This window comes from Cohnella faecalis (assembly GCF_003570905.1).
Lineage (GTDB): Bacteria > Bacillota > Bacilli > Paenibacillales > Paenibacillaceae > Cohnella > Cohnella faecalis.
Map to the genome: position 1 here is coordinate 721,538 of NZ_QXJM01000039.1, position 24,999 is coordinate 746,536.

General features: G+C 54.8%; 23 protein-coding genes, 4 pseudogenes and 2 riboswitches. Of the genes and pseudogenes, 16 read left to right on the top strand and 11 right to left on the bottom strand.

All coding sequences use genetic code 11. The features are described 5' to 3' along the window. Positions 1-29: 29 nt before the first annotated feature. The 11 genes and pseudogenes from D3H35_RS16220 (at position 30) to D3H35_RS16255 (ending at position 7,263) form a co-directional block, all read left to right on the top strand. On the top strand, positions 30-1,160 hold the full coding sequence (locus D3H35_RS16220; protein ID WP_233567962.1) for an MDR family MFS transporter: 1,131 nt from the start codon (positions 30-32) through the stop codon (positions 1,158-1,160). 65 nt (positions 1,161-1,225) lie between these two features. Next, the gene (locus D3H35_RS32515; protein WP_233567963.1) at positions 1,226-1,417 is read left to right on the top strand and encodes a hypothetical protein; all 192 of its coding nucleotides are present in this window, start codon (positions 1,226-1,228) and stop codon (positions 1,415-1,417) included. 171 nt (positions 1,418-1,588) lie between these two features. Continuing rightward, positions 1,589-1,743: pseudogene (locus tag D3H35_RS32520) on the top strand (Gfo/Idh/MocA family oxidoreductase); the annotation flags it as partial. 202 nt (positions 1,744-1,945) lie between these two features. Beyond that, complete coding sequence (locus D3H35_RS32525) at positions 1,946-2,455, top strand: Gfo/Idh/MocA family protein (RefSeq protein ID WP_233568066.1); 510 nt, start codon at positions 1,946-1,948, stop codon at positions 2,453-2,455. A gap of 197 nt (positions 2,456-2,652) precedes the next feature. Next, a pseudogene (locus tag D3H35_RS16230) lies at positions 2,653-3,019 on the top strand (response regulator). A gap of 611 nt (positions 3,020-3,630) precedes the next feature. Continuing rightward, positions 3,631-4,655, top strand: a pseudogene (locus D3H35_RS16235) (LacI family DNA-binding transcriptional regulator). A gap of 18 nt (positions 4,656-4,673) precedes the next feature. After that, positions 4,674-5,040: pseudogene (locus D3H35_RS16240) on the top strand (ThuA domain-containing protein); the annotation flags it as partial. Positions 5,041-5,360: 320 nt separating this feature from the next. Further along, a riboswitch (PreQ1 riboswitch) is annotated at positions 5,361-5,404 on the top strand. Positions 5,405-5,578: 174 nt separating this feature from the next. Then, positions 5,579-6,091 carry a preQ(1) synthase gene (queF, locus tag D3H35_RS16245; protein WP_119150311.1) on the top strand — a complete coding sequence of 171 codons (513 nt, stop codon included), beginning with the start codon at positions 5,579-5,581 and terminating at the stop codon, positions 6,089-6,091. A 182-nt stretch (positions 6,092-6,273) separates the two neighbouring features. Next, on the top strand, positions 6,274-6,753 hold the full coding sequence (locus tag D3H35_RS16250; protein WP_147355862.1) for a hypothetical protein: 480 nt from the start codon (positions 6,274-6,276) through the stop codon (positions 6,751-6,753). A 30-nt stretch (positions 6,754-6,783) separates the two neighbouring features. Continuing rightward, positions 6,784-6,906, top strand: coding sequence for a hypothetical protein (locus tag D3H35_RS33580; RefSeq protein WP_267901399.1), 123 nt, complete (start codon positions 6,784-6,786; stop codon positions 6,904-6,906). Positions 6,907-6,921: 15 nt separating this feature from the next. Beyond that, positions 6,922-7,263, top strand: coding sequence for a hypothetical protein (locus tag D3H35_RS16255; protein ID WP_147355863.1), 342 nt, complete (start codon positions 6,922-6,924; stop codon positions 7,261-7,263). A 206-nt stretch (positions 7,264-7,469) separates the two neighbouring features. On the opposite strand, the gene D3H35_RS16260 is transcribed toward D3H35_RS16255, so the two are convergent. The 4 genes from D3H35_RS16260 to D3H35_RS16275 all read right to left on the bottom strand — a co-directional run bounded on the left by D3H35_RS16260 (position 7,470) and on the right by D3H35_RS16275 (position 12,261). Further along, positions 7,470-8,714 (bottom strand): WD40/YVTN/BNR-like repeat-containing protein, encoded by a 1,245-nt coding sequence (locus tag D3H35_RS16260; protein ID WP_119150314.1) that lies wholly within the window; start codon positions 8,712-8,714, stop codon positions 7,470-7,472. Between the two features lie 215 nt (positions 8,715-8,929). Then, complete coding sequence (locus tag D3H35_RS16265; protein ID WP_119150315.1) at positions 8,930-10,915, bottom strand: sensor histidine kinase; 1,986 nt, start codon at positions 10,913-10,915, stop codon at positions 8,930-8,932. After that, complete coding sequence (locus tag D3H35_RS16270; protein ID WP_119150316.1) at positions 10,905-11,576, bottom strand: response regulator transcription factor; 672 nt, start codon at positions 11,574-11,576, stop codon at positions 10,905-10,907. The genes D3H35_RS16265 and D3H35_RS16270 overlap by 11 nt, the downstream gene beginning before the upstream one ends. A gap of 112 nt (positions 11,577-11,688) precedes the next feature. After that, a complete protein-coding gene (locus tag D3H35_RS16275) occupies positions 11,689-12,261 on the bottom strand; it encodes a PadR family transcriptional regulator (RefSeq protein WP_119150317.1) in 573 nt (190 codons plus the stop codon). A gap of 130 nt (positions 12,262-12,391) precedes the next feature. On the opposite strand from D3H35_RS16275, the gene D3H35_RS16280 reads away from it, so the two are divergent. Further along, positions 12,392-13,846: a DHA2 family efflux MFS transporter permease subunit gene (locus D3H35_RS16280; protein ID WP_233567964.1), complete on the top strand. Its 1,455-nt coding sequence runs from the start codon at positions 12,392-12,394 to the stop codon at positions 13,844-13,846. A 145-nt stretch (positions 13,847-13,991) separates the two neighbouring features. On the opposite strand, the gene D3H35_RS16285 is transcribed toward D3H35_RS16280, so the two are convergent. The 7 genes from D3H35_RS16285 to D3H35_RS16315 all read right to left on the bottom strand — a co-directional run bounded on the left by D3H35_RS16285 (position 13,992) and on the right by D3H35_RS16315 (position 20,461). Then, on the bottom strand, positions 13,992-14,393 hold the full coding sequence (locus D3H35_RS16285) for a hypothetical protein (RefSeq protein WP_119150318.1): 402 nt from the start codon (positions 14,391-14,393) through the stop codon (positions 13,992-13,994). A gap of 315 nt (positions 14,394-14,708) precedes the next feature. Next, entirely contained in the window at positions 14,709-14,888 is a 180-nt protein-coding gene (locus tag D3H35_RS16290) for a hypothetical protein (RefSeq protein ID WP_147355864.1), read from the bottom strand. Between the two features lie 139 nt (positions 14,889-15,027). Beyond that, positions 15,028-16,131, bottom strand: a complete 1,104-nt coding sequence (locus tag D3H35_RS16295) for an aliphatic sulfonate ABC transporter substrate-binding protein (protein ID WP_158594140.1) — start codon at positions 16,129-16,131, stop codon at positions 15,028-15,030. A gap of 53 nt (positions 16,132-16,184) precedes the next feature. Beyond that, a complete protein-coding gene (locus D3H35_RS16300) occupies positions 16,185-17,522 on the bottom strand; it encodes an LLM class flavin-dependent oxidoreductase (RefSeq protein WP_119150321.1) in 1,338 nt (445 codons plus the stop codon). A 51-nt stretch (positions 17,523-17,573) separates the two neighbouring features. Beyond that, entirely contained in the window at positions 17,574-18,785 is a 1,212-nt protein-coding gene (locus D3H35_RS16305; RefSeq protein ID WP_119150322.1) for an aminotransferase-like domain-containing protein, read from the bottom strand. Between the two features lie 46 nt (positions 18,786-18,831). After that, a complete protein-coding gene (locus D3H35_RS16310) occupies positions 18,832-19,644 on the bottom strand; it encodes an ABC transporter permease (RefSeq protein ID WP_119150323.1) in 813 nt (270 codons plus the stop codon). Between the two features lie 43 nt (positions 19,645-19,687). Continuing rightward, on the bottom strand, positions 19,688-20,461 hold the full coding sequence (locus tag D3H35_RS16315) for an ABC transporter ATP-binding protein (RefSeq protein WP_119150324.1): 774 nt from the start codon (positions 20,459-20,461) through the stop codon (positions 19,688-19,690). 126 nt (positions 20,462-20,587) lie between these two features. On the opposite strand from D3H35_RS16315, the gene D3H35_RS16320 reads away from it, so the two are divergent. From D3H35_RS16320 to D3H35_RS16335, 4 genes are all read left to right on the top strand, one after another. After that, on the top strand, positions 20,588-21,487 hold the full coding sequence (locus tag D3H35_RS16320; RefSeq protein ID WP_119150325.1) for a LysR family transcriptional regulator: 900 nt from the start codon (positions 20,588-20,590) through the stop codon (positions 21,485-21,487). A gap of 53 nt (positions 21,488-21,540) precedes the next feature. Further along, positions 21,541-21,585: riboswitch (PreQ1 riboswitch) on the top strand. A 7-nt stretch (positions 21,586-21,592) separates the two neighbouring features. Continuing rightward, the gene (locus D3H35_RS16325) at positions 21,593-22,309 is read left to right on the top strand and encodes a queuosine precursor transporter (protein WP_119150326.1); all 717 of its coding nucleotides are present in this window, start codon (positions 21,593-21,595) and stop codon (positions 22,307-22,309) included. Between the two features lie 610 nt (positions 22,310-22,919). After that, a protein-coding gene (locus D3H35_RS16330; RefSeq protein WP_267901361.1) for an IS3 family transposase occupies positions 22,920-24,073 on the top strand; the annotation gives its coding sequence in 2 pieces (ribosomal slippage) (positions 22,920-23,172 and positions 23,172-24,073; 1,155 coding nt in all). Between the two features lie 639 nt (positions 24,074-24,712). Then, positions 24,713-24,958 (top strand): hypothetical protein, encoded by a 246-nt coding sequence (locus D3H35_RS16335; RefSeq protein ID WP_119150327.1) that lies wholly within the window; start codon positions 24,713-24,715, stop codon positions 24,956-24,958. Positions 24,959-24,999: the final 41 nt, after the last annotated feature.

The following is a 24,999-nucleotide window of genomic DNA, read 5'->3' on the forward strand; positions in this document are numbered from 1 at the left end:
ATAAGGATCGAAACGAGGCTCTCTTTTCCGTGACCAGATTAACTGGCATCAAACCGGTCGTTATCGGCCTAATGATCGCTCTGTTTATCGGAGCGCTGGACGTGACGGTCGTCAGCACCGCCATGCCCAACATCGTTGAGGATTTGCAAGGAACAAGCCTTATTAGCTGGGTGTTCTCCATCTACACGTTGACGACATGCGTCACCACGCCGATTTTTGGCAAGCTAACGGATCTATTCGGGCGCAAAATGGTGTTCGCGACCGGTATCGTCTTATTCGTGCTGGGCTCCGCGTTATGCGGGGTCGCGGATTCGATGATCGCTTTGATTTGGTTCCGCGCCTTGCAAGGCATCGGAGCGGGAGCTCTCAACCCGGTCTGCTTTACGATCGTGGCGGATTTGTTCACCGGCGAGAAGCGGGGCAAAATGATGGGGCTGTTCGCCTCGGTCTGGTCGGTTGCGGGGCTGCTGGGGCCGCTGGTCGGGGGATACTTCGTCGATCAAATATCGTGGCGGTGGATTTTTTACATCAACATTCCGCTTGGCGTCGCAGCGCTCGTTTTGGTGAACGGATTTTTGCATGAAAGGTTCGAAAGAAAGAAGAAGAAAATCGACTACTGGGGAGCCGCAGCGTTCACCATTGCGATTTCGGCTCTTATGTACGCGCTCCTTAGCATCGGTGAAACGCATCCGTGGAATTCGCCGTTCATTCTTGTTCTCGTAGTCGTCGCTGTCGTATTTCTGGCGCTGTTCATCGCTATCGAACGGAATGCGGAGGAGCCGATGATGCCTCTTTCCATGTTCCGAATGAGGGTTATGAACGTATCGAACTTGAGCGGATTTTTGGCTTTCAGCATTACGACCGGAGTGATGATCTATTCCCCGATCTGGATTCAAACGGTGCTGGGCCATACGGCGACAAGCTCGGGACTGCTCGTTATGCCGATGTCGATCACTTGGCCGATCGCCTCGACCCTTGTCGGACGATGGATGTACAGGATCGGTGTCAAAACGAGCGTCATCGTCGGCTCCTGTCTCGTCTTGGCCGGAACCGGCTGGCTGACAGCGCTTCAGCTTGGATCGTCCTATTGGCACTGGGTCGGAATATTGGCCGTGCTGGTTTCGGGATGGGCTTTGTCACGACTCCTTCCACAGTTATGATCCAGTCGGCCGTCGGCTGGCAAATGCGCGTGTGGCTACATCGACGAACTCGCTGCTGCGGTCGCTTGGCCAGACGGTCGGCGTGGCGATTTTCGGAACGATTTTCAAACCACTACATCGTTAACGGAACGAAAATCGAGTACGTACACGGCATGCAGGCGATATTCATTCTGTTTTTTCGTCATCGCTGCGCCAATTTGCTGACGCTGCTGTTTTTACCCGGACATCGCCAAGTGATGGCTCAGCAGCAATCCTAGGGAGGAGACTGACTAATGACTGCCGAACGCAACGTAAAATGGGGAATCATGGGGCCGGAGGCATTTCGGAACGTTCGCATCCGACTTGATCTTCGCGGGGCGGCGCCGAAATTGTCGCCGTAGCGGGACGCTCGAAGGGAGAAAGCGGAGGCGTTCGCGTCAAAACACGGAATTCCGAGGTTTTACGGGAGCTGCGAGGAGCTGGCGAACGATCCGGAAGCGGAGATTGTCTATGTAGGAACTCTTCATACGATTCACAAGGAGAATGTGATGACGCTTCTGCGAGGCGGCAATCCGTCCTCTGCGAGAAGCCGTTCACGATTAACGCCGCGGAAGCGAAGGAAATCGTCGAGTACGCGAAGGAGCGAGGCTTGTTCGTCATGGAAGCGATGTGGACCCGCTATCTTTCGCCGATTCGCCAAGTCAGGGAATGGCTGAAAAGCGGGATCATCGGCGAAGTGAAGCTGGTCAAAGCGAATTCGGCTTCGACGCAGGCTGGAATCCGAAGGACGTCTGCTAAACAAGGAGATGGGCGGGGGGACGCTGCTGGATGCGGGCATTTATCCGTTTTCTTTTGCCTCGATGGTATTCGGCGCGCAGCCTGCGCGGATCATGAGCACCGTGCATATCGGCGAGACGGGGTGGACGAGCGTTTTTTCGCTGCTGTTCGAATATGAGAGCGGTGCTGCCGCTTCCTTGCACGGCTCGGTTCAGCTCGAAATGAGCAACGAGGCATGGATATACGGAACGAAGGGGAAAATTCACGTTCCGCAGTTTCTGTTCGCGCGGAAGGCGACGCTATATGTGAATGGTGAAGAGCCGGTGACGGTAGAGGACGACGACCGTACGTTCACCGGACATTCCTATCAAGCGGTCGAAGCGATGGCATGCTTGCGGGAAGGACGAACGGAGAGCGCTGCAATGCCGCTTGACGAGACGCTGCGGATCATGGAAACCTTGACTCGATCCGTGCCAATGGGGCTTGAAATACGCTGGGGAATAGGCGGAATTGGAGACATTCTCTTGATCTTCGAGTAAAAAAATTTATTTCTCGCTCGCGTAAAAAATGAAAAACAAAAAAAGCCCTTTCTGGAGCGTTTTTTTGGCATCCGAAGGCTCTTTTTTTATTGGGTAGAGTCGATAATGTTTAGAATTTGATCAGAACGCTTTTGATAAAATGCGGGGAGCATGAAAAATGACATCGAATAAGATCGATATTTAGGGATAGGGGCGATATGGTGAAAGCGAAAATTTTGGTCGTCGACGATGCGGCATTCATGAGAATGGTTCTGCGGGAAATGCTCGTCTCAGACGGGTTCGAGGTTGTTGCCGAAGGCGGAAATGGAGCGGAAGCCGTGCAGCTGTACAAGCAATTGAAGCCGATTTGGTCACGATGGACATCACTATGCCTGAGATGGACGGAATTGCCGCGTTAATCGAAATCAAAAAGTTCGATCCGCAAGCTCGGGTGGTCATGTGTTCGGCCATGGGACAGAAGGGGCTCGTCATCGATGCGATCAAAGCGGGAGCGAGCGATTTCGTAGTCAAGCCGCCGCGCAAAAGGAAAGAGTCTGCGAGGCAATCGGCAAAGCGTTGCGCTGATTGCGTTCGTCGTTTGTCGAAGCTCTTTAGTCTCGTCTAGCGTTTGTACCCGAGCAGTAGTCAGGTGATTGTGAACTCGTCCTTCATTCAGTCTCGAAGCAGCAGTCAGGTAACTATGAACTCGTCCTCCACTCAGTCCCAAAGCAGCCGAGTAAACAATTACCTGCACAACATACAGCTAAGCGGGAGTCGGATGTTCTATCGACGGCGTTACCTGTAGAGCATACATCTAATTAGTGCCATTCTGATGCAGATAGGCTGCCGCAGCGAAACTACATGTACCTTTTGCAGCTAAATGCGTCTCTTGTTCGGATTTGTCCGGAAATAATGGTAGGTTTTGCATTTAGCCAGACGACGTCATTGTCGATTTGCGTGCGAGTTGGCGGGTTGGTCGTTGGCAGACTGTCAGTTGGATCTGTCGGCGGCAGATGATTGGCGTGCATGAAAGTTAGCTTGTAGAGAAATCTGGCGGTACGCTTCGTGCTAGGATTAGCGTTACAATATACAAGTCCTCCTAAAAGCCATTGACACTAGCAGCGGCTCAGAGCATAATGTACACGTGTACATTAAGTCGGTTTGTTGCGATAATAAAAGGAGCAGAACGAATATCGATGGCAACGCGCAAAGAAGTGGCCGAGCTGGCAGGCGTATCCGAAGCGACCGTATCCAGAGTGTTGAACGGCGTCGGTCCGATGAAAGAGTCGACCCGGAAGCGGGTTCTTGAAGCGGCGGACCAATTAAAATATCAGTTGAACGCCGTCGCTTCCAGCTTCGCCCGAGGCCGAAGCGGCAACATTGGCGTCGTACTTCCGCACGTTCCTAAGGTAAGCCTTTTTTCCACTTATTATTTTTCGGAGCTTCTTAGCGGAATCGGCGAGGCGACCAGGGCGCGAGGATACGGACTCCTGCTGCTCTTCCGCGATCCGGGGGAGCCATACGATTATTCTTCGTTATTCCGGACCCAGCGAATCGATGCCTGCATCGTGCTTGGAGCAAGCTCCTTCCGGCGGAGACGTCGAGTATAGTGAAGCTGGGGGAGGAAGGGTTTCCCTTTGTCGTCATGGATCAGCGCATCGACGATCCGCGCGTATCCGTCGTAGCGGCCGATCACGCAGAGGGAAGTCGGCTCGCGGTGAAGCATTTTGTCGATAAGGGCTTTCGTAGCATCGGGTTTTTGAATGGCTCGCCGCAATATTCGAACAGCTCGGATCGGCTGTCCGGGTACCGCAAGGCGCTGGAGGAATCCGGAATTCCATATGACGAGAGCATCTTATACGAGGGCAACTACAGCCGAAAAAGCGGGTATGTGGCTGCGGCGAAGGTACATGCCGATCTGTCGCGCCTGGATGCTCTGTTCGTAGCTAACGACCGGATGGCCGTCGGCTTGATCCAAGGCTTGCGTGAACGGGGCGTTAGGCTGCCGGAGGATCTGCCCATCGTCGGTTACGATAATTCGGATGCAGCGGCTATGACGGAGCCTCCGCTTACTACGGTTAAAGTCCCTTTTTACGAGATGGGGAAATTGGCGGCGGACAAGCTGTTCGATCGGATAGAAGGAGAAGAGTCCGGAGAGCCGAGCGCGATTCGAGAGCTATTGCATACGGAATTGATCGTACGCCGCTCAAGCGGCCAATAGAAGGGGACAACACCCGGCATGAAAAAAGCGTTGATCGTATGGGGCGGTTGGAACGGCCATCAGCCGAGGGAGGTCGGGGACATTTTTCGCGGCGTTCTGGAGAAGGAAGGGTTCGAGGTTAAAGTATCCGACACGCTTGAGTCGTTCGACGATGGGGATCATTTGAAAACACTGGATCTGATCGTTCCGGTATGGACGATGGGCCGCATCGAGCAGGAATACGTCAACAACGTGTCCGCGGCCCATTCAGAGCGGGGTCGGCATCGCAGGTTGCCATGGCGGCATGTGCGATTCGTTCCGCGAGAATACCGACTGGCAGTTCATGACCGACGGCCAGTGGGTCGCCCATCCGGGCAACGACGGCGTAGAGTACGTCGTGAACATTTAGCATAACGCTCTAGTAGACGGGCTCCAGAATTTCACCGTCTCCTCCGAGCAGTCGGCAACGCGTCTGATACGTTCCTAGGCGACGGCCCGATCTCACTGAAGCGTAGAGGCGAACGCGAGTGGCAGGACATTCCGCTTACGCACGGTTACGCCGAGAATGCGGAGCATCTGCGAGCGTCCTGCGCCGCTGCCGATCGGACTGGAGGACTTCAAGCTGGATTAGGCATGAAGCATTCACACCGGACCGAACCTGTGTTATTCTACGAAAGCAACAATGGAAGAAGAAATTCCGGGATCAAACGCGCCGATTGGCGCAGCCCGGGCGAGGTTCGCGAACTCCCTCGATAAAAAACTAAGGAAAACGCACTTTCCTGCCCTCTGTCACACCGTGCTAATTTGCACGGTAGAAGCGGTTCGTTTCGTTTTTTTCTTCAGGGCTTCATTCCTTAGTAGGGCAGTTTCCCGAAATCTCATTCTTCTTTTCGCCGCCGGAACGCGCAGGACGCGCGTCGGCAGAAAAGGGAGGAGATTTTTTTATGTCTGAGAATGCAAGCGTTGGACGAAGCGGGCAGGAGCTGAAAGACATTACGCTGCTCGGCAATCAAGGAACGAAGTATCCGTTTCAATACTCGCCCGAGGTGTTGGAGACGTTCGACAATAAGCACCCGAGCCGGGATTATTTCGTCAAGTTCAATTGTCCCGAGTTCACGAGTCTTTGTCCGATGACCGGGCAGCCCGATTTTGCTACGATTTATATTTCGTACGTTCCGGACATCCGGATGGTGGAAAGCAAATCGCTCAAGCTGTACTTGTTCAGCTTCCGTAATCACGGAGATTTTCACGAGGATTGCATGAACATCATCATGAACGACCTGATCGCCTTGATGGAGCCGAGATACATCGAAGTGTGGGGGAAATTCACTCCGCGCGGCGGCATTTCAATCGATCCTTATTGCAATTGGGGACGGCCCGGCACAAAGTACGAGAAGATGGCCGAGCATCGCTTGTTGAACCACGACATATACCCCGAGAAAGTCGACAACCGCTAAGAAGAGAGAGTAACCATACAAAAACAGCCATCATCCGGCTTAATAACGGACGAAGGCTGTTTTTTGTTTGGCGGACGAGCGAGTGGTGGAAATAACCAGCTGTTGTTAGGCTACTGGGTTGACGAACGTGCGAAAGGGGGATAACCGGCTGTAGTTGGGCTACGAGGTTGGCGGACGAGCGAGTGGTGGAAATAGCCGGCTGTAGTTGGGCTACAGAGTTGGCGGACGCGCGAACGGAGGAAATAACCGGCTGTGGTTGGGCTACAGAGTTGGCGGACGAGCGAGTGGTGGAAATAGCCGGCTGTAGTTGGGCTACAGAGTTGGCGGACGCGCGAACGGAGGAAATAACCTGCTGTGGTTGGGCTACAGAGTTGGCGGACGAGCGAATGGAGGAAATAACCTGCTGTGGTTGGGCTACAGAGTTGGCGGACGAGCGAGTGGTGGAAATAGCCGGCTGTAGTTGGGCTACTGGGTTGGCGGACGTACGAATGGAGGAAATAACCGGCTGTGGTTGGGCTACTGGGTTGGCGGACGAGCGAGTGGTGGAAATAGCTGGCTGTAGTTGGGCTACTGGGTTGGCGGACGAGCGAGTGGTGGAAATAGCCGGCTGTAGTTGGGCTATTGAATTGGCGGCCGAGCGAGTGGAGGAAATAGCCGGCTGAGGTTGGGCTACAGGGTTGGTGGACGAGCGAGTGGTGGAAATAGCCGGCTGTAGTTGGGCTACAGGGTTGGCGGACGTTCGTGTGGAGGACATAGCCGGCTGTAGTTGGGCTATTGAATTGGCGGACGAGCGAATGGTGGAAATAGCCGGCTGAGGTTGGGCTACGGGGTTGGCGGACGTTCGTGTGGAGGAAATAACCGGCTGTAGTTGGGATACGGGGTTGGCGGACGTTCGTGTGGAGGAAATAACCGGCTGTAGTTGGGCTACAGAGTTGGCGGACGCGCGAACGGAGGAAATAACCGGCTGTAGTTGGGCTACAGGGTTGGCGGACGAGCGAATGGATGAAATAACCGGCTGTAGTTGGGCTACGGGGTTGGCGGACGAGCGAGTGGTGGAAATAGCTGGCTGTAGTTGGGCTACTGGGTTGGCGGACGAGCGAGTGGTGGAAATAGCCGGCTGTAGTTGGGCTATTGAATTGGCGGACGAGCGAGTGGAGGAAATAGCCGGCTGAGGTTGGGCTACAGGGTTGGCGGACGAGCGAGTGGTGGAAATAGCCGGCTGTAGTTGGGCTACAGAGTTGGCGGACGAGCGAATGGATGAAATAACCTGCTGTGGTTGGGCTACTGGGTTGGCGGACGAGCGAAAGGTGCGGAGAGAACGAAAGCGGCGACGGGAAAGCTCTTGTTCCCGCTGCCGCTCTCGACCAGCTTCGGAAGCTCATTTGCCTGAAGGCTTCGGCGTCGCGAACGTATACGTTGTTTTCCAACTGACGCCGCCGTCCGCTGTCGTGTACATGACGGAAGGTGCGGCCGGGTCGGTGTTGATCCACCAGACGTGCTTGGCGTCCGCAGCGGCTATGTGCTGAGCTCCGTAACCGGGGTACTCCGCTTTCAGATTCGTCCACGTTTTGCCGCCGTCCGTCGTTTTTCCCATCGTGTTGCCGTCGTCGCATGCTTGGCATTGGCCTCCCATGAAGGCGGTAGTCGTATTAACGACATAAAGCTCGCCCGGCGAATTGCCGCCGTTGCGCGGAACGGTTTTCTCGTCCATCGCAAAGCCGGGGGCGGGACCGGATCCGGCGCCCGAGTTGGCGAGGACGGGCTGCCACTTCCCGCCGCCGTCGGAAGTGTGAAACAGAGAATACGACGTCTGCGTCATGCCGGAATCTCCAATGAGCTCGATCCATGCGTCGTTCTTGCCGGCCGAACGGATGACCGAGTCGCTGGGGATTACGGAGGTTTTGCGCGTAAACACGGTTTTCCACGATTTCCCGCCATCCGTCGTTCGCTGGAATTCGAAGTAGTCAGCGCCTTCGACGGCGCTGACCGCCCAGCCGTTATTGCGGTCGTGGTAATAGACGTCGCCAATCGCATGATCGGGAGCGCCTAGCGTTTTCCAAGACTTCCCGCCGTCAATCGTTATTGCGTTTGCGCTGAACGCCTCGGTTTCGGAAACGAAGTGAAGAAATCCGTCGTTCGGAACCGTACCGGCGGTCGTCCACCGGCTTCCGCCGTCCTTCGTTTTCAGAAGCGTAAGCTTTTGGGCGTCAGTCGAGCCGATTGTGGCCCAAGCCGTGCGGCTGTTGAGAGCGAACAGTTGCTTCGTCATACCTTTGTGGGTGTATTGCTTCTTCCAATGCTTGCCTCCATCGTCGGTGCGGGCGATCCAGTTCTCGCCGCCGGCCCAGCCGCTAAGAGGCGTCGCGAGTCTAAGCGCCGTTACGGTGCTTAAAGGAATGGACCCTATCGGGGAAGTTGAAGGAGTCGCCGTCGGTTCCGGCGATGCGGCCTCCGTTCCTTCCGCAGGGTTAGACGGCTCGCTCGCGGCCGGCTGCGTAGGCAAGGCGGTTATGGCTGTCGACGAGCTGGACGGCAATGCCGATTCCGAGTTCGAGCTGCATCCGGCAAGCAGGGCAATTGCAAGCAGGCAGGCGCCCGTTATTTGCAATGTCGTTTTCATCATGCGTCACTCCTTTGGTGTATGACATTAGACGAATTTCAAACAAGGGGAGTTTCATCGTTCCGAATTCGTATTTTCCGGCTTCGCCTAATCTACCTAGTATTACCCAATATTTCGGAAACCTCCGCTATCGAAGCCTGAAAAAAGAATAACGCCATCCGGCAGACTGCGCAGGTTGACCCACGCATCTTGCCGCGACGGCGTTATTCATTCACACGTTAACTAGCCAGAGGGTCGGTAATCGGAAGAGTCAGGATGAGCTCGCATCCGTTCGCATGGCCTTCGATTCCGTATGCGGAGCCGATGTAGACGGTTCCGCCTAGGAGATGAACCCGTTCCATCATCGAAGTAAGCCCGAAGCCGGGCTTGGAATCGCCGAACGGGATACCGTCGTTCCACAAGCGGAACAAAAGCATATTTTCCTCAGGCCGGAGCTCGAAGCTGAATCGGCTGCAGCGAGCATGCCGTATTCCGTTCGTTAGTCCTTCTTGCAGGGCGTGATACACCACTTTTTCGGATAGCTTGCCAAGGACGGGCGGCAATTGAATGTCGGCCCTTACGTCCACTTCCATCGTCTCGATCGTTTCCTTGATCAGCTCGCGCAGGGCGCTGTCCAACTGAAAGCTCATTTCGTCGGTTTTCAGCACGCGGACCGTCCGCCGGATATCGTCCAATCCTTTGCGCACGAGACTGCTTACCGTCCCAAGCTTCTCCATCGACAGGTTGCCGTCGCGAACGGCAAGCTTCTTGGCGGCTTCCAGTTGCACGATCGCCGCCGTCAAGGTATGGCCGACTACGTCGTGCATCTCGTGTGCGATGCGGTTTCTTTCCTCGAGCACGGACACCTCTGCAAGCGTCTCTGCTTTTTCACGCAGCGTCGCCGACAGAGATCGGTTCGCCAGCTCCAGCTCGCTGGTCCGGATTTCGACGAGCGTCTCCAGATCTCTGTGAAATCTTTCGAGCTCGGCGTTTTTCTCGCGAAGCTCTTCCGCGTTCCGTTCGGACACCCGGTACACATTACGCACGTAATTGACAAGCACCATTACCATGCAAAGCATGAAGAGCAGCAGCCCGTTGGCAAGCATGTTTCCAGCCATGTTGAACAAGTGGGGAGCGGCTTGGGCGACGCTTTCCATGAAGCTGGGCAGCATGCTGGCGGTCATATGGACCAGGCCGGCAACCAGCAGAACGACATATCCTCGAAGCAGCCATTTTCTATTATCGGAGCTCACGCTTTTGGCGGAAGGGCGCAAAAGGTTAAAGGTTACGACGCTTAACGCAGCCAATGTGATGAAGGGCAAGCTGTCGACTAGCAGCGTCCAGTACCAATAAGGGCTCCATAGAGCGACGGCGAACGCGAGCGCGGCGAAAGCCGACAAAGCACCTTTTGCAATTCGGAACGATAGCCGTCTGGCTCCGCCGAGCGCCTCGCCATAAAAGGCCGTGAACGCAAAGACGCCCAATGGCAAAAATAGGTCTCTCCAGTAATAGAGAGGCTCCACGTTCGCGAGCCACTGCAGAGATTGGCACAGCAGCAGCATTCCGAAGCCGGCCGACAGAGCGAGAATCGAGAACCAGAGGAACAGCTTGTCGAAGCGCTTCTTGAAGAAAAGGACGGCTCCGGTCAATCCTGCCCCGATGCATAGAATGGAATAAATATAGTAGAAAAAATCTAGCCGCAGCATATTTACGATAATTTGATCGGGGTTTCCCGCATACGCCCATAATCCCCATCCGAACGGCAAACCGTCCCATTCCATTTTAATGGAAAGTAGTTTTCCTTCATCGGAGGGCGATAGAGAAATCGGATGCTGCGTCATCAGGAAGTGGTTCCAGCTTCTCTCCCGATCCATTTGATAACGGTATACAAGAACGCCGTCCAGCCTCGCCTCGAAGTGATTCATTCCGGACAAAAACAAGTGGGGGTCGGCCCAATTCAGCTTAGGCAGCGTCCGTTGAATCCAGACAGTACCCTTGTACCCGGTCAGCTTGCCTTGCTCGGATCTGTCGAAAGGCAGCCATTTCGAATTCGGACCGGGCTCCGCACCGTAGAACACTTTCCAATTTTTCGAGAAGAAGGCGGTCTGCGTTCGAGCTTGGTCGACCTGATTCTCTTTGAAGCTGAAAATAGAAGGGAGAAACAGTCCGAGAACGCCGATGACGACGAGCAACCACAGCAAGGAGGAAAGGCGGCTACGTTTCATGATTCAACAGGAACTCCTTCAGACTCAGAATCGCCTGCGAGCGATCGTTGGTGCCTATTTTGTCATAGATAACGCTTATATAATTGCGGACCGTTCCTTCGCTCATATGCAAAGCGGCCGCGATTTGCTTGTTTGTATGCCCCTTGATCATAAGCAGGATCATCTTGCGCTCTTGATCCTTGAAGACGAGACCGTTCTGTTTAAGAGCTTTTTCGTGAAAAGGCTCCTGGCTCCGAGGCGGCGAATAGAGGAGACGAGCCGTCAGTTGGGCGGAGATGCGAGGGGGAAGCAGGAGAGGGCCGTTGAACGCTTCGCGAATCGTCTGAACGATATGATCCCCCGCCATGTCCTTGAGGAGGAACCCGTCGGCGCCGCCGGCGAGAGCGTCTACGATCAGCTCGTCTTCGATAAAAGTAGTCAGCATAATAACGAGAATGCCGGGAAGCTCGCGCTTGATCGACCGCATGCTGTCGATTCCGTTCATGACCGGCATCTTGATATCCATCAGAATAAGGTCCGGTTTTACATCCGCCGCCATGTCCGCCGCTTCCTGTCCGTTGCCGGCCAGTCCTACGATTCTCATATCGTCCTCTAAATTGATTATCGTCTGCAGACCTTCTCTTAACAGCGTCTGATCATCGGCAACCAGTACCCGTATCATGAGGTGCCCCCGCTCTCCTATCGGTATCTGCTCCAAGAGTAACATAGGAACGGAACGAATAGCAGTGCCGCTAATCAAGTTATGACCATAGTGACAAAAAAGGTGACGGATGTCACAAATGCTCGGTCTCCGGCTTTTTGCCGGGAGGGAGCAAGCTGACGACCCATTCGCACCAATTCAAGTCCGATCGGCTGGACGAGAGGGCGCGCTGGACGAGCACATAGGAGCCGAAATAGGGGGAACCGAATACAGGGGCATCCTCTTCTTCAAGGGACGCTTTCTCTCGAATAGTCTCCAGCTTCTCCTTGAAAATGTCCAGCTTGCAACGGTAATAGCCGGCGCGTTCCTCGATTAATGCTCGGGCGGCGTCGGGGTTGGATAGGGAGATGCAAAAAATTTTCAACATAAGCGCGTCTCGCAGAGCGGGAGCGTCGGTCGGCTCGGACAGCCATTTGCGCAGCGCATCGCGGCCCGATTCGGTTACGGAGTATACTTTTTTGTCCGGCTTGTCCGTCTGGGCTACCGTCTCGAATTGAACGAGTCCTTCCTTCTCCAAGCAGGAGAGCAACGGGTAGATTTGGCTATGCTTGGCGGGCCAGAACGGCTGAATCCGATGCATCAGATCGTAACCCGACTGCGGATTTAGAGATAAAAGGCTTAGCAGGCCGTAAGATAAGGTATTCATATCGATCCGCCTTTCAGAGCCGAAATTTCATATGTCAGAATTGACACATACAACACTCCGATAGTATAATTAATTCCCAATTAGTATATGTAAATATAGACATAAAGGCAATGGGAGATGGAGGAACACTGTGAGTAAACCAAGCTTAGAAAATGTACGTTATTGGCCGATTATGGTTGCAATTTTCGTCGGCTCTTTTTTAGTCGTGCTGGCATCCGCGACGATTAATATCGCGCTGCCGATTTTGGTCGAGCATTTCGATTCGTCGCTTGGCACCGTACAATGGACGCTGACGGGATTCATGCTGGCTATGGGAACGACGGCGCCGATTGTCGGCTATTTGGGAGAGAGATTCAGCTACAAAAGGTTGTTTTTGTACTCGTTGATCGGCTTCACGCTCGCATCCGCCTTGTGCGCGGCGGCATGGGACATTCATTCCCTTATTGCGTTCCGGGTATTGCAGGGCGCGTTCAGCGGATTGATTCTGCCCGCTACGATGTCCGTTATTTATCAAGTCATTCCGAAGGAGAAGCAGGCGATGGCCGTCGCGCTATGGGGGCTCGCCGCCATGCTCGCTCCCGCTTTCGGACCGACGCTCAGCGGCTGGCTGCTGCAAAATTTCGCTTGGGAGTGGCTGTTCCTGATGAACATCCCGATCGGAATCGTCGCCGTGCTGCTGGTTGCCCGCTATATTCCTTATTATCGTCTAAGCATACCGAAAAGCTTCGATGCGATCGGATTTATTACCGTCATCGTGAGCAGTTCTTCCTTGCTGCTTGCCCTCGGCCAAGGCCACAACTGGGGATGGGACTCCGCCAAGGTCATCGGTCTCCTTGCGCTCGGAGTTCTGTCGCTCATCGCCTTCATTTTCCGCGAGCTGACCGCAAAGTCGCCGCTGCTTAACCTTCGCGTATTCCGCAACGGACGTTATACGATTAGCCTTGTCATCACAAACATTCTTACGATCAGCCTATACTCGGGAACGTTCCTGACGCCGGTCTTTCTGCAGAACATTCAACACGTCTCGGCAATGGATACGGGCTTGATCTTGCTTCCTGCTTCCCTTGTGATGGCGCTGGTTATGCCGATCGTCGGCAAGCTTTACGGCGTTATCGGTCCGCGCTGGCTCATGTCCGCAGGCATAGTTCTGCTTGCTGTCGGCACGTTGACGCTGAGCTGGCTGAGCATAGACGTTCCTCATTCGTACATTGTATGGTGGATGACCGTACGGAACTTAGGAATCGCGCTTGTCATGATGCCCTCCAGCAACGCGGCTATGGAGCGCATTCCTGCTGAGCTGTCGGGCCACGCCTCGTCGGTGCTGAACTGGACCCGGAACGTGTTCGGCTCGTTCGCCATCGCGGTGTTTACAACGATGCTCGCTTCTTATTCGACGAGCCACGCGACGGACATGGCTATGGCCGGAGATACGGACAAAGTCCATATCGCTTCCATGGCGTTCACGATGAGCGTGAACGACGTATACGTCGTCGCGACGATTGTCGCGGTCGTGGCTTTGCCTCTGGCTTTGCTAATCGGCAAAGCGAAAAAAGGCGCGGCGGAGCAGGTTCGGAACGCGGCTTGATTGCAAGCCGTCGTTCGGCCCGCTGCTGCGGATGCAACGCAAAGAACGCCGAGGGCGCAGTGAGCGTCCCGGCGTTCTTTTTCATTGTATCGTTCGCTAGCAGTTGGATCCGCTTCGGCGGCAGAAAGCGTCGAGCCGCGACGTTCTAGCCGAAAGTGTATCGAACAGATTGACGCTCAGCCGATATACACTCCGCCGACTCAGTAGCCCAACCACCGCCGGTTAATTCCTCCGTTCGCACGTCCGCCGACTCGGTAGCCCACCCCCAACCGGTTAATTCCTCCGTTCGCACGTCCGCCGACTCAGTAGCCCAACCCCAGCTGGTTAATTCCTCCGTTCGCTCGTTCGCCGACTCAGTAGCCCAACCCCAGCTGGTTAATTCCTCCGTTCGCTCGTTCGCCGACTCGGTAGCCCAACTCCAGCCGGTTATTTCCTCCGTTCGCACGTCCGCCGACTCAGTAGCCCAACCCCAACTGGTTAATTCCTCCGTTCGCACGTCTGCCGACTCGGTAGCCCACCCCCAGCTGGTTAATTCCTCCGTTCGCACGTCTGCGGACTCAGTAGCCCAACCCTAGCAGGTTACATCCTCCGTTCGCACGTCCGCCGACTCAGTAGCCCAACCCCAGCCGGTTAATTCCTCCGTTCGCACGTCCGCCGACTCAGTAGCCCAACCCCAACCGGTTAATTCCTCCATTCGCACGTCCGCCGACTAAGTAGCCCAACCACCGCCGGTTAATTCCTCCGTTCGCACGTCTGCCGACTCAGTAGCCCAACCCCAGCCGGTTAATTCCTCCATTCGCACGTCCGCCGACTCAGTAGCCCAAACATAACCGGTTAATTCCTCCGTTCGCACGTCCGCCGACTAAGTAGCCCAACCACCGCCGGTTATTTCCTCCGTTCGCACGTCCGCCAACTCAGTAGCCCAACCCCAGCTGGTTAATTCCTCCGTTCGCACGTCCGCCAACACCGCTTGACCGTTGGCAGTTGTATAGTCCGACTTTTCGGACTGCGGAGAATAAGACTGAGGCTCCCAGCGCTCCAATGAAATCGGGCTCCAGAGCTCTCGGACGGCGCATTCGACGCAAATCGGGCAAGAGCTCCAGAAGCATCCAAATGACAGCAAAGCACCTTCGGCGTCTTCGCTGAAGGTGCTTTGGCTTGTTATTGAAACTCCCGGCTGTTTAAGGGTTCTCTGTTTTGTACTCTTCCAGCGCTTTCGTGATGAACGAGTTGTCGACAACCTTGGTCACGTCCAGCTGCTCTTTGATTTCCCCGAGGCTCAGCAGAATGTCGGCCGTTTTTTGCTGGCTTTTGTTCGCTTCGTCGGATACCGGGCTGTTCAGAGGCACATTGTTTTTCAAAGAAATGTTGACCGTCGCCTCATCGAGCTTCTTAATGCCCGCGAGCAGCTTGACCGCTTCGTCGAAGTTCTGATTTTCCCATTGGAGAGCTCTTTCGTATGCTTTCAGATACGCGACGACCAGCTCGGGATGCTCATCAGCGAACGCTTTTCGGGCGATATTATAACCCGGCGTATACGCTCCGATCAATTGCGAGTTGGCGATAACCGTTGCGCCTTGGTTGTTGACCTGATTGCTGCGGAAGGGCTCCCAGATGCCCCATGCGTCGACTTGGCCCGATTGAAAAGCGCCTTGCGCTTCGTCCGGCTGCAGGTTGATTAATTGAATGTCGGAGACTTTAAGCCCTTCTTTCTCAAGAGCCCGGAGAAGCAGTCCCCAGGAGCTGCTGCCTTTGGACACGGCGACTTTCTTGCCTTTCAAATCCTTGATCGATTTGACTTTGCTGTCCTTCTGCACGATAATACCGTCGCCTGCGCCGTCGCTGCCCTCGCTGAGGGTAACGAACGGAATGTTCGCCGCTTGGCCGGTAATCGTGCCGATGTAGCCGATCCGGGCGAAGTCGAGTCTGCCCGAGACGATTCCTTCGAGAAATTGCGAGGAGCTTTGCAGCGCTTGATAGTTAACTTTTGCTCCGTACTTGGCGAATTCTTCCTCGAACCAGCCTTTTTCCTTGGCGATCAGAATCGGGCCGATCTGGCTTGCTTCCAGATTAACCGTGACGCCTTCGGCGCTCTTCGACGGCTCGGCGGAAGGGCTTGCGCCGCCGGAGCTCGATTCAGACGGGGAAGCGGAAGGACTCGTCGAGCCGTTGCCGGCCGAGTTGTCGGATTTGCCGCATGCGGCGAGCAGCGTCAATGTCAATACTAGAACGAGTGCGGCAATGCCGATTCGCGCTTTTGGATAGTAGCTTTGTTTTGGTTTCACGGGTAGTTCCTCCTCTTGTTGTTTGCTTGCATCTATAGGGTCTGGCTGTCCAGTCAGTAAGGGGCCGGCAACCGGCGGAACCGGTTCGCGGGTCTATTCAAGCCGAGATGGTCGCGCAGCGTGCGTCCGGCATACTCCGTCCGGAACACGCCCCTGCGTTGCAGCAAAGGCACGACCTTGTCCACGAATTCGCCGAGCCCGCCGGGCAAATAGGGCGGCATCACGTTAAAGCCGTCGCACGCTTTCGATACGAACCAATCTTCCATTTGGTCGGCGATTTGTTCGGGGGTGCCTCGCAAAACCAGATGGCCCCGGGCAACGGAGAAATGAAAGCCGAGCTGCCGAAGAGTAAGATTTCGTTGACGGGCCAGGTCGGCAACCATGAAGGCGCGGCTTGAATTTCCCTTCAGAGGAATATCGGGGAACGGTCCGTCGATCGGATAACCGCTCAAATCGACGTTCACCATCCGGGACAAATTCGCAACGACCGCATCGGGCGAAATCAATTCGCTCAATTCGGCTTCCTTCTCGATCGCTTCGCTTTCCGTGTCTCCGATGAACGTTAGAACGCCCGGCATCACCTTCAGCTCGTGAGGCTCTCGTTCGAACTCCGGCAGCTGCGCCTTTAGTCCGGCGTAGAACCGACGAGCTTCTTCCTTATCCTCGCAGGCCGTGAACACCACATCGGCGGTTTTTGCGGCCAGCCGCTGCCCGGAAGGCGAGGTGCCGGCTTCAACGATAACCGGCTTGCCTTGCGGGGGGCGGGGAATATTCAACGGACCTTTGACCGAGAACGCGGTCCCTTCATGGCTGATTTGATGAATCCGGGACGGATCGGCGAACGCGCCGCTTGCTTTGTCGAACAAGAGAGCTTCGTCTTCCCAGCTGTCCCAGAGGCCGGTTACGATGTCCAGAAACTCTTCCGCCCGCTCGTACCGGACGCCGTGCTCGGGCAGGTCGCGTCCGCTGAAATTGCGGGCGTCCGAATTTTTGGTCGAGGTGACCACGTTCCATGCCGCCCGTCCTCCGGATAAGTGATCCAATGTCGCGAAACGGCGGGCTACGTTGAAAGGCTCGTTGAACGTAGTCGACAAGGTGGCCGCAAGGCCGATCCGCTCGGTGACGCCGGCGAGGGCCGTAATGACCGTCGTCGCTTCCGGATAGACGGCGCTGACGTTCGAAGCGACGTCTGCCTTGTCCGGAAGGGAGAGGCCGTCCGCCAGAAACAGCATGTCCATTTTGCCTCGTTCGGCGGTTTTTGCGATTTCTTTGTAAAAATTCATATCGATGACGCCGTCCGTCTTCGTTCCCTCATATCGCCATGCGGCAAAATGATGGCCGAAGCTGAACAGGAACGCTCCCAGGCTCATTTGTTCGTTAGGTCTGCTCATAGGTGTCCACATCCAATCGTTTGTGTTGGTTCCGCAGGTTCAAAGAAGGATTTATTTGTTGTCGACGTATGCGTAGTAAGCGTCAGCCAACAGCTTCACGCCGTTGTGTATCCGTTCCTCGTCGCAGTAGCTGAAAGAAAGTCGGGCGAAGCGGGCGCCTTCCGGCTTCACGAAAAATTGCTTCCCGTGAATGAAGCTGACTCCTCGCTCGTAGGCGTCTTGGACGAATTGGCTGGTGTCCACGTCCTCTCGGAATTCAAGCCAGACGAAAAATCCGCCTCCCGGCACTTCAAACCGCACATCGTCGCCGAAATATTGCTTCAGTGCGGAGACCATCGCATCGCGATTGGCGCGGTACAAGCCGTTCAGCTTGGCGATATGCTCCTCGAACGGCAGCTTCTTCAGCAATTGGGCGACGATCTCCTGCGAGAATACGCTCGCCTTGCTGCCTTGGAAGAAGGTATTCATCCGGGAGATGACGTCCCGCGAGCCGATCGCCCAGCCGAGCCGGATGCCCGGCGCGATCGTTTTGGAGAACGTGCTCAAGTAGACGACCCTCTCCGGCGCGAAGGAATAAATGGACGGAAGCGCCTGCTCCTCAAAAGCCAATTCCGTGTAAGCATCGTCCTCAAGAATGAAGAAGTTGAATTCCACAGCAAGCTCGGCCAGCTTCTTGCGGCGCTCCAGCGAGAGGCTGACTCCGCCGGGATTGTGGAAGTTCGGCATCACGTACAAAAGCTTGGGAATCGGCTTTCCCGTTTTAACGGCCGCTCTCAACGCCGCCTCCACTTCGTCCGTCTGCAAGCCGTCCGCGTCGATCGGGAACGAGGTCAGCACCGCCTCGGCGGTACGAAACGTGCTCACCGCTCCGAAGTACGTCGGCGCTTCGACCCAAGCGTGATCTCCCGGATCGAGGAGCGTTCTGGCGGCGAAATCGATCGCTTGCTGGGAGCCGTAAGTCAGAAGAACCTGGCTCGGCTCGACGTTGATAGCGCGGCGTGCAGAACGAGCCGCAATCCAGTCCAACAAGAAGGAAGGACCGCTTGCTCCGGCGTATTGAAGGGCGTCCCGCCCTTGCGAGAGAATCGCTTCGGACGCCGCGTCGTTCAGAGCATCGTAAGGAAACGTATCGGAATGAGGAGCGCCGAACGACAGCGGAATCGTATCCGACCGGCTGGAGGCTTGTGCGGCTCCGATGGGCGGAATAGCCGGCACTCTTTTTGCGAATGGGTATGGTTGGGTGTTGGCGGGAGTATGAGTCATGGGGTTGTCCTCTTTTCTCTCGTTCTCTTGGGAACGGTAATGGCTGTTAGCCTTTGTAGCTGTCTTGCCACTTCAGCAATCTTCTCTCCATCAGCCGGACGAGCGAATCGGTCAGCTTGCCGACCGCGGCGAAGATGAAGATGCCGACGAATACGACGCCGGTGCGCATGAAGGAGCGGGCATCCTGAATCAGGAAGCCGATGCCCCGGTCCGCGCCCATGAGCTCCGCCACGACGAGGCACAGCCACGCCATGCTGAGCGACAGCCGCAATCCGAGCAGCACGTTAGGCAGCGCCGCGGGCAGTACGAGCTTCGTAATCTGCTTGAAGCGGCTGAATTCCAGCACTCTCGCGACGTCGAACAGCTTCGCGTCCACGTTGCGAACGCCAAGGAACGTGTTGACGTAGAGCGGGAAGAAGGCGCCGACCGAAATGAGCAGCACTTTGGACAATTCGCCGAAGCCGAACCACAGAATGAAGAGGGGGGTAATGGCCAGCAAAGGCACCGTTCGAAGCATCTGGATCGTCGGATCGAGCATTTGCTCCGCTCGGCTGAACAGGCCGACGATCATGCCGATGACGAGTGCGGACGAGCCTCCTATCAGGAATCCCAGCGCCGCCCGGTACACGCTTATTTTCAAGTGATTGGCCAGCTCCCCCGAAACCAGCAAATCGTAGAAGTCTCGGAAAATGGACAGCGGCCCAGGGAACAATTGCGGCGAAATCCATTCGTTGGCGGATGCGAGCTGCCAGAAGGCCAATACCGCGGCCGGCACGATCGCTCCTATCCAAAATCGCCGTACTGCGGAACGGGCCGCCTTATTCGTTTTGCTGCGTTTTCTCGATGTCGATGTCGTCAATGAAGTACCCCTTTCCTGAACTGCGCTGTTGCTTGCCGCCGCGTCAGATCGCCCAATCGTCCTTGACCGGCAACGAGCGCTCCAGCACGGAGAGCACTTTTGCGCGAAGCTCCTGGAAGGCGGGGCCCACCCGGTTGCGCGGATGAGGCAGGTCGATCGGGACGATTTCCTTCACGCTGCCCGGCCGGGCGTCCATGACGATGATCCTGTCGGACAAATAGACCGCTTCGTCGATATCGTGGGTGACGAGCAGCATCGTCGTGCCGTTCTTCTGCCAGATGTCGAGCAGCGCTTCCTGCATGTGATGGCGGGTGAACGCATCCAAAGCTCCGAACGGCTCGTCCAGCAGCAGCACCCCGGGATCGCGCACCAGCGCTCTTGCTATCGCAACCCGTTGGGACATGCCTCCCGACAGCTCTCGCGGATAAGCCTTTTCGAACCCGGTCAGCTTGACTAGCGCGATCATTTCATCTACTCTTTTGCGTACTTCGGGATCTTTAAGCCGCAGGTCGGCGGCAATGTTGTTCTCTACATTCAACCAAGGAAACAAGCGATGCTCCTGAAAAATAAAGCCTTTGTCCCGGCTCGGGCGATCCACCGGTTTTCCGCTCAAATGAACGGTGCCTTGATGGTCGAGATCGAGACCGGCGACGATTTTGAGCAAAGTGCTTTTTCCGCACCCGCTTGGGCCGATCAAGCTGACGAACTCTCCGGGCTTTACTTTGAATTCGATACCGGATAGGACCCGCAGCTCGTCTCCGTCGCGAACGAACGATTTGTTTAGGGAACGGACGACCAATTCTCCTGCATCTGTCATCGAATCACCTTAATCTCATTGGAATGGTCGGAATAAAATCATAGTCTTATTAACGCACATAAATGATTATGATGTAAAATATGAAATATTGATTTTTGTATAAATGATATTTATGGGGGCGGCATAGTGAGAATCGAGCAATTGCAATATTTGCTAGTCGTAGCCGAGACGGGCTCCATATCCATCGCCGCAGAGAAGATGCACGTTTCCCAGCCGAATATTAGCCATGCCATCGTCACGCTGGAGCGGGAGATTGGCGTCAGCCTGTTCAACCGAACGAGGGCGGGCACGTTTCCGACGGAGGCGGGCAAGACGATTATCGCTAAGGCTCAGGACATTCTGTCGAAGCTCGAAGACTTGAAGGAAACGGCCAAGGTTCACTCCACATTGCTGGAAGATCGGCTGTCGATCGGGGCTATCTCCGGCGTATGCACCAGTATTTTGCCCCGCGCTCTATCCAATTTTGCGGCTAAGTATCCTTACGTGGAAATGGAAGTCGTGGAAGAGCATTCGGGTGGCATTGAAGAGCGGTTGTTGAGCGGTAAGCTTGATTTGGGACTTATGGGCGTGACGAACAGCGGAGGGTACAGCCACAAGCATTTGGTGGCGGAGCATTTTTTGTCTTGCAAGGTGATGGCTTGCGTCGGGGCCAAGTCGCCTCTGGCCGACAAGAAGAGCCTGTCCTTCACGGAAATTCTTCAGCATCCGATCATCGGCGTGTCCGAGCATATGAGCGAATTGCTGAACCGTTACGGCAAGCCGCGCGAGCTGTTTCACTCCAAAGGAACAGAGGCGGTAAAATGCGTCGCGGCCGAAGGGATGGCTATTTGCTTCTATATGGACGTGGCTTTGAAGAACGACCCTTACGTGACGACCGGTCAAATTGTGCCGATTCCGATCAAGGAGGATCCCGTCGTTCAGCTTTATTGGGTACACGATAAAAAGCGGCTGACTGCGGCGAGCGAGGCGTTCGTGAAGGAAGTGATGCAGCAGGTGGAGTATTTTCGGCGGATCAAAGTGATTTAAGCTCCGAAAAATGGTCGTTTGTGCTATAATGATGAACGTTTGAAACGCCCCAGAGGGCCGCGGTTCGCGAACTCCCGCGTTAACAAAACTAAGGAGGTTTTCGGCATGTACAATTTTGGATGGGGAGCGTTGTTCGTCCTCGTCAATTTTGCGTTGTTTCTCGCCTGTTACCGTCTGTTCGGCAAAAACGGGCTGTATGCTTGGATCGGCGCGGCAGTCGTGCTGGCCAACATTCAGGTCGTGAAGACGATCGAGATGTTCGGGCTGGTCATGACTCTCGGCAACACGATTTACGGCACGATCTATCTTACGACCGACCTTATTAACGAAAAGTACGGGCAGAAGGAAGCGAAGAAAGCGGTATGGTTCGGCTTTTTCATTCTCATTATGTCGACCGTCATCATGCAAATGGCGTTGAAGTTCACGCCGGCCGAATCCGATTTCGCCCAAGGCTCGTTAGAGACGATATTCGGGCTGATGCCTCGGATTGCGCTGGGTAGCCTGGCCGCTTACGCCGTCAGCCAAACGCTTGACGTTCAAGTGTTCAGCCGTCTGAAGCGCAAGTACCCGGAGCGCAACAAGCTGTGGCTCCGGTTGAACGGCAGCATCGGATTAAGCCAGCTGGTGGACACGCTTGTATTTTGCACCATCGCGTTTGCGGGAGCCGAAGGCTATCCATGGGATGTCTGGTGGCAAATCGCGCTGACGACCTACTTGATCAAGTTCGTCATTTCCGTTGCGTGCACCCCCGTTATTTATATTGCGAGAAGCTTTCGGTTCGAAGATGAAAGTAAGGTGGAAGGACTGTCCTCTAAGGGGTAGCTGGAAAACAGGGTTGAGCGGAGGGGATTCCGCTCAACCCTGTTTCATTGTGAGGGGCGAGGCGCTTGAGCGACCTAGCTCACCAATCGCCGAAAGTATGGTGCCCCGTCCCACTGATGAGCGTCCGAACACACCAATCGCCGAAAGTATGGTACTGCGTCCCACTGATGAGTGCCCTAGCTCACCAATCGCCGAAAGTAAGGTACCTCGTCCCACTGATGAGCGTCCGAACACACCAATCGCCGAAAGTATGGTACCTCGTCCCACTGATGAGCGCCCTAGCTCACCAACCGCCGAAAGTATGGTACGTCGTCCCACTGTTGCGCTCTCGACCGCACTTCTCGCCGAAAGTATGGTACGTCGTCCCACTGATGAGCGCCCCAGCTCACCAATCGCCGAAAGTGTGGTACCTCGTCCCACTGATGAGCGTCCGAACACACCAATCGCCGAAAGTATGGTACTGCGTCCCACTGATGAGTGCCCTAGCTCACCAGTCGCCGAAAGTATGGTACCTCGTCCCACTGATGAGTGCCCTTGCTGTTAGACTAGAAAGTGGACACGAAGAATCGAGAATGGGAGAATATAATTACTTTCATTCGAGGTGTCCGACATGACGAAGAAATACGACAGAGAGTTTAAGATGCAGACGGTTCAGATGATTCAAGAAGGCAAGCCGATTGCGCAGGTAGCACGTGAGGTAGGCGTCCATGAAAACTCACTATATCGTTGGATTGCCGAGCTCAAACAGGATGGTATGCAGGCTTTCCCAGGAAGCGGTAATCTAAAGCCTGAGGATAAGGCGCTACGCGATTTGCAGAAACAACTTCGTGACTTGCAGGAGGAAAATGAAATCTTAAAAAAGGCAATGCACTACTTTGCAAAAGACCGGCGCTGATTTTTCCGTTTATCTACAAATACCGCTTTAAGCTCCGTGTCGCAAAGATGTGCTCTGTATTTAAGGTTTCCCGAAGCGGTTACTACGCATGGCAAAAAAGCTACGACAAGCGGCTTGAGCGCCGCAAACGCAGAGAAGATTTGGAGCAGAAGATTAGGCGTATATTTCTTGGCTCCAGACGCCTGTATGGCAGCCCGAAAGTAACAGCTGCCCTTCGTACTCGGGGAGTCGTTGTATCCGAGAAACGCGTTGCTCGCTTGATGCAGGTAATGGGGTTAAAATCCCGTACCGTCAAGAAATATAAAGCTACCACGAATTCCAAACACAACCTGCCCGTACATGATAATACGCTGAACAGGAAGTTCATACCTGAGGCTCCCAATCAGGCGTGGGTTACTGATATTACTTACTGCCCGACCAATGAAGGCTGGTTGTATTTAGCGAGCGTCATGGACCTGTACAGCCGTAAAATTGTTGGATTTCACATGTCGGATCGAATGACCAAAGATCTCGTCATTAAGGCGCTAGATCGTGCCTACGCCCAGCGTCGGCCAGGAGCCGGATTACTCCATCACTCCGATCGGGGAAGCCAATACGCCTCACACGAATACCAGAAGAAAATGAAGCAGTACAAGATGGAAGGAAGCATGAGCCGAAAAGGCAACTGCTACGACAATGCCTGCATTGAATCGTTCCATAGCGTCCTCAAGAAAGAACTCATTTATCTTACAAAATTCAGGACGCGTGAGGACGCGAAGAAACAGATTTTTGAGTACATTACATGTTTCTATAATGGTGAACGAATTCATTCAACCATTGGCTATTTATCGCCGAACAGTTACGAACGGGCGTTTTCAAATCCGGCCTAATTTTCTCGATTCTAAGTGTCTATTTTCTTGACAGAGGTTCACTTTCGATCACACTTCCCGCCGAAAGTATGGTACCTCGTCCCACTGATGAGCGTCCGAACACACCAATCGCCGAAAGTATGGTACCTCGTCCCACCGATGAGCGTCCGAACACACCAATCGCCGAAAGTATGGTACCTCGTCCCACTGATGAGCGTCCGAACACACCAATCGCCGAAAGTATGGTGCTGCGTCCCACTGATGAGCGCCCTAGCTCACCAATTGCCGAAAGTATGGTACTGCGTCCCACTGATGAGCGCACTAGCTCACCAATCGCCGAAAGTATGGTACCTCGTCCCACTGATGAGCGCCCCAGCTCACCAATCGCCGAAAGTATGGTATTGCGTCCCACTGATGAGCGCACTAGCTCACCAATCGCCGAAAGTATGGTACTGCGTCCCACTGTTGAGCGCCCTAGCTCACCAATCGCCGAAAGTATGGTACTGCGTCCCACTGATGAGCGCACTAGCTCACCAATCGCCGAAAGTATGGTACCTCGTCCCACCGATGAGTGCCCTAGCTCACCAATCGCCGAAAGTAAGGTACGTCGTCCCACTGAGGTGCTATTGGCTGCAGGCTCGGAACAATGATCATGAGGGTTTGAACGATTTTTTGGAGCGGCTGCTTAAGTACGGGAACTATAAGGTCAGCCTGTCGATCGGAAAATGGAAGGGCGGACTTTCGTTCAGCAGCGCTGGGCGGGCGTACAATTTCGATCCTGCGGTTATATGGCTATCCAGACGCGCAAACCATCGGAATAAAGCCGAATTCCGCGCTATTTCGCCCTTGACGGATGGAGCTTCCGACAATAGACTGTATTCTCAAATCGTCCGGTCCGGGGAATAGTCGGTTCGTCTTTCGTCTACGGTCGTCTAGGAGGGAACAGC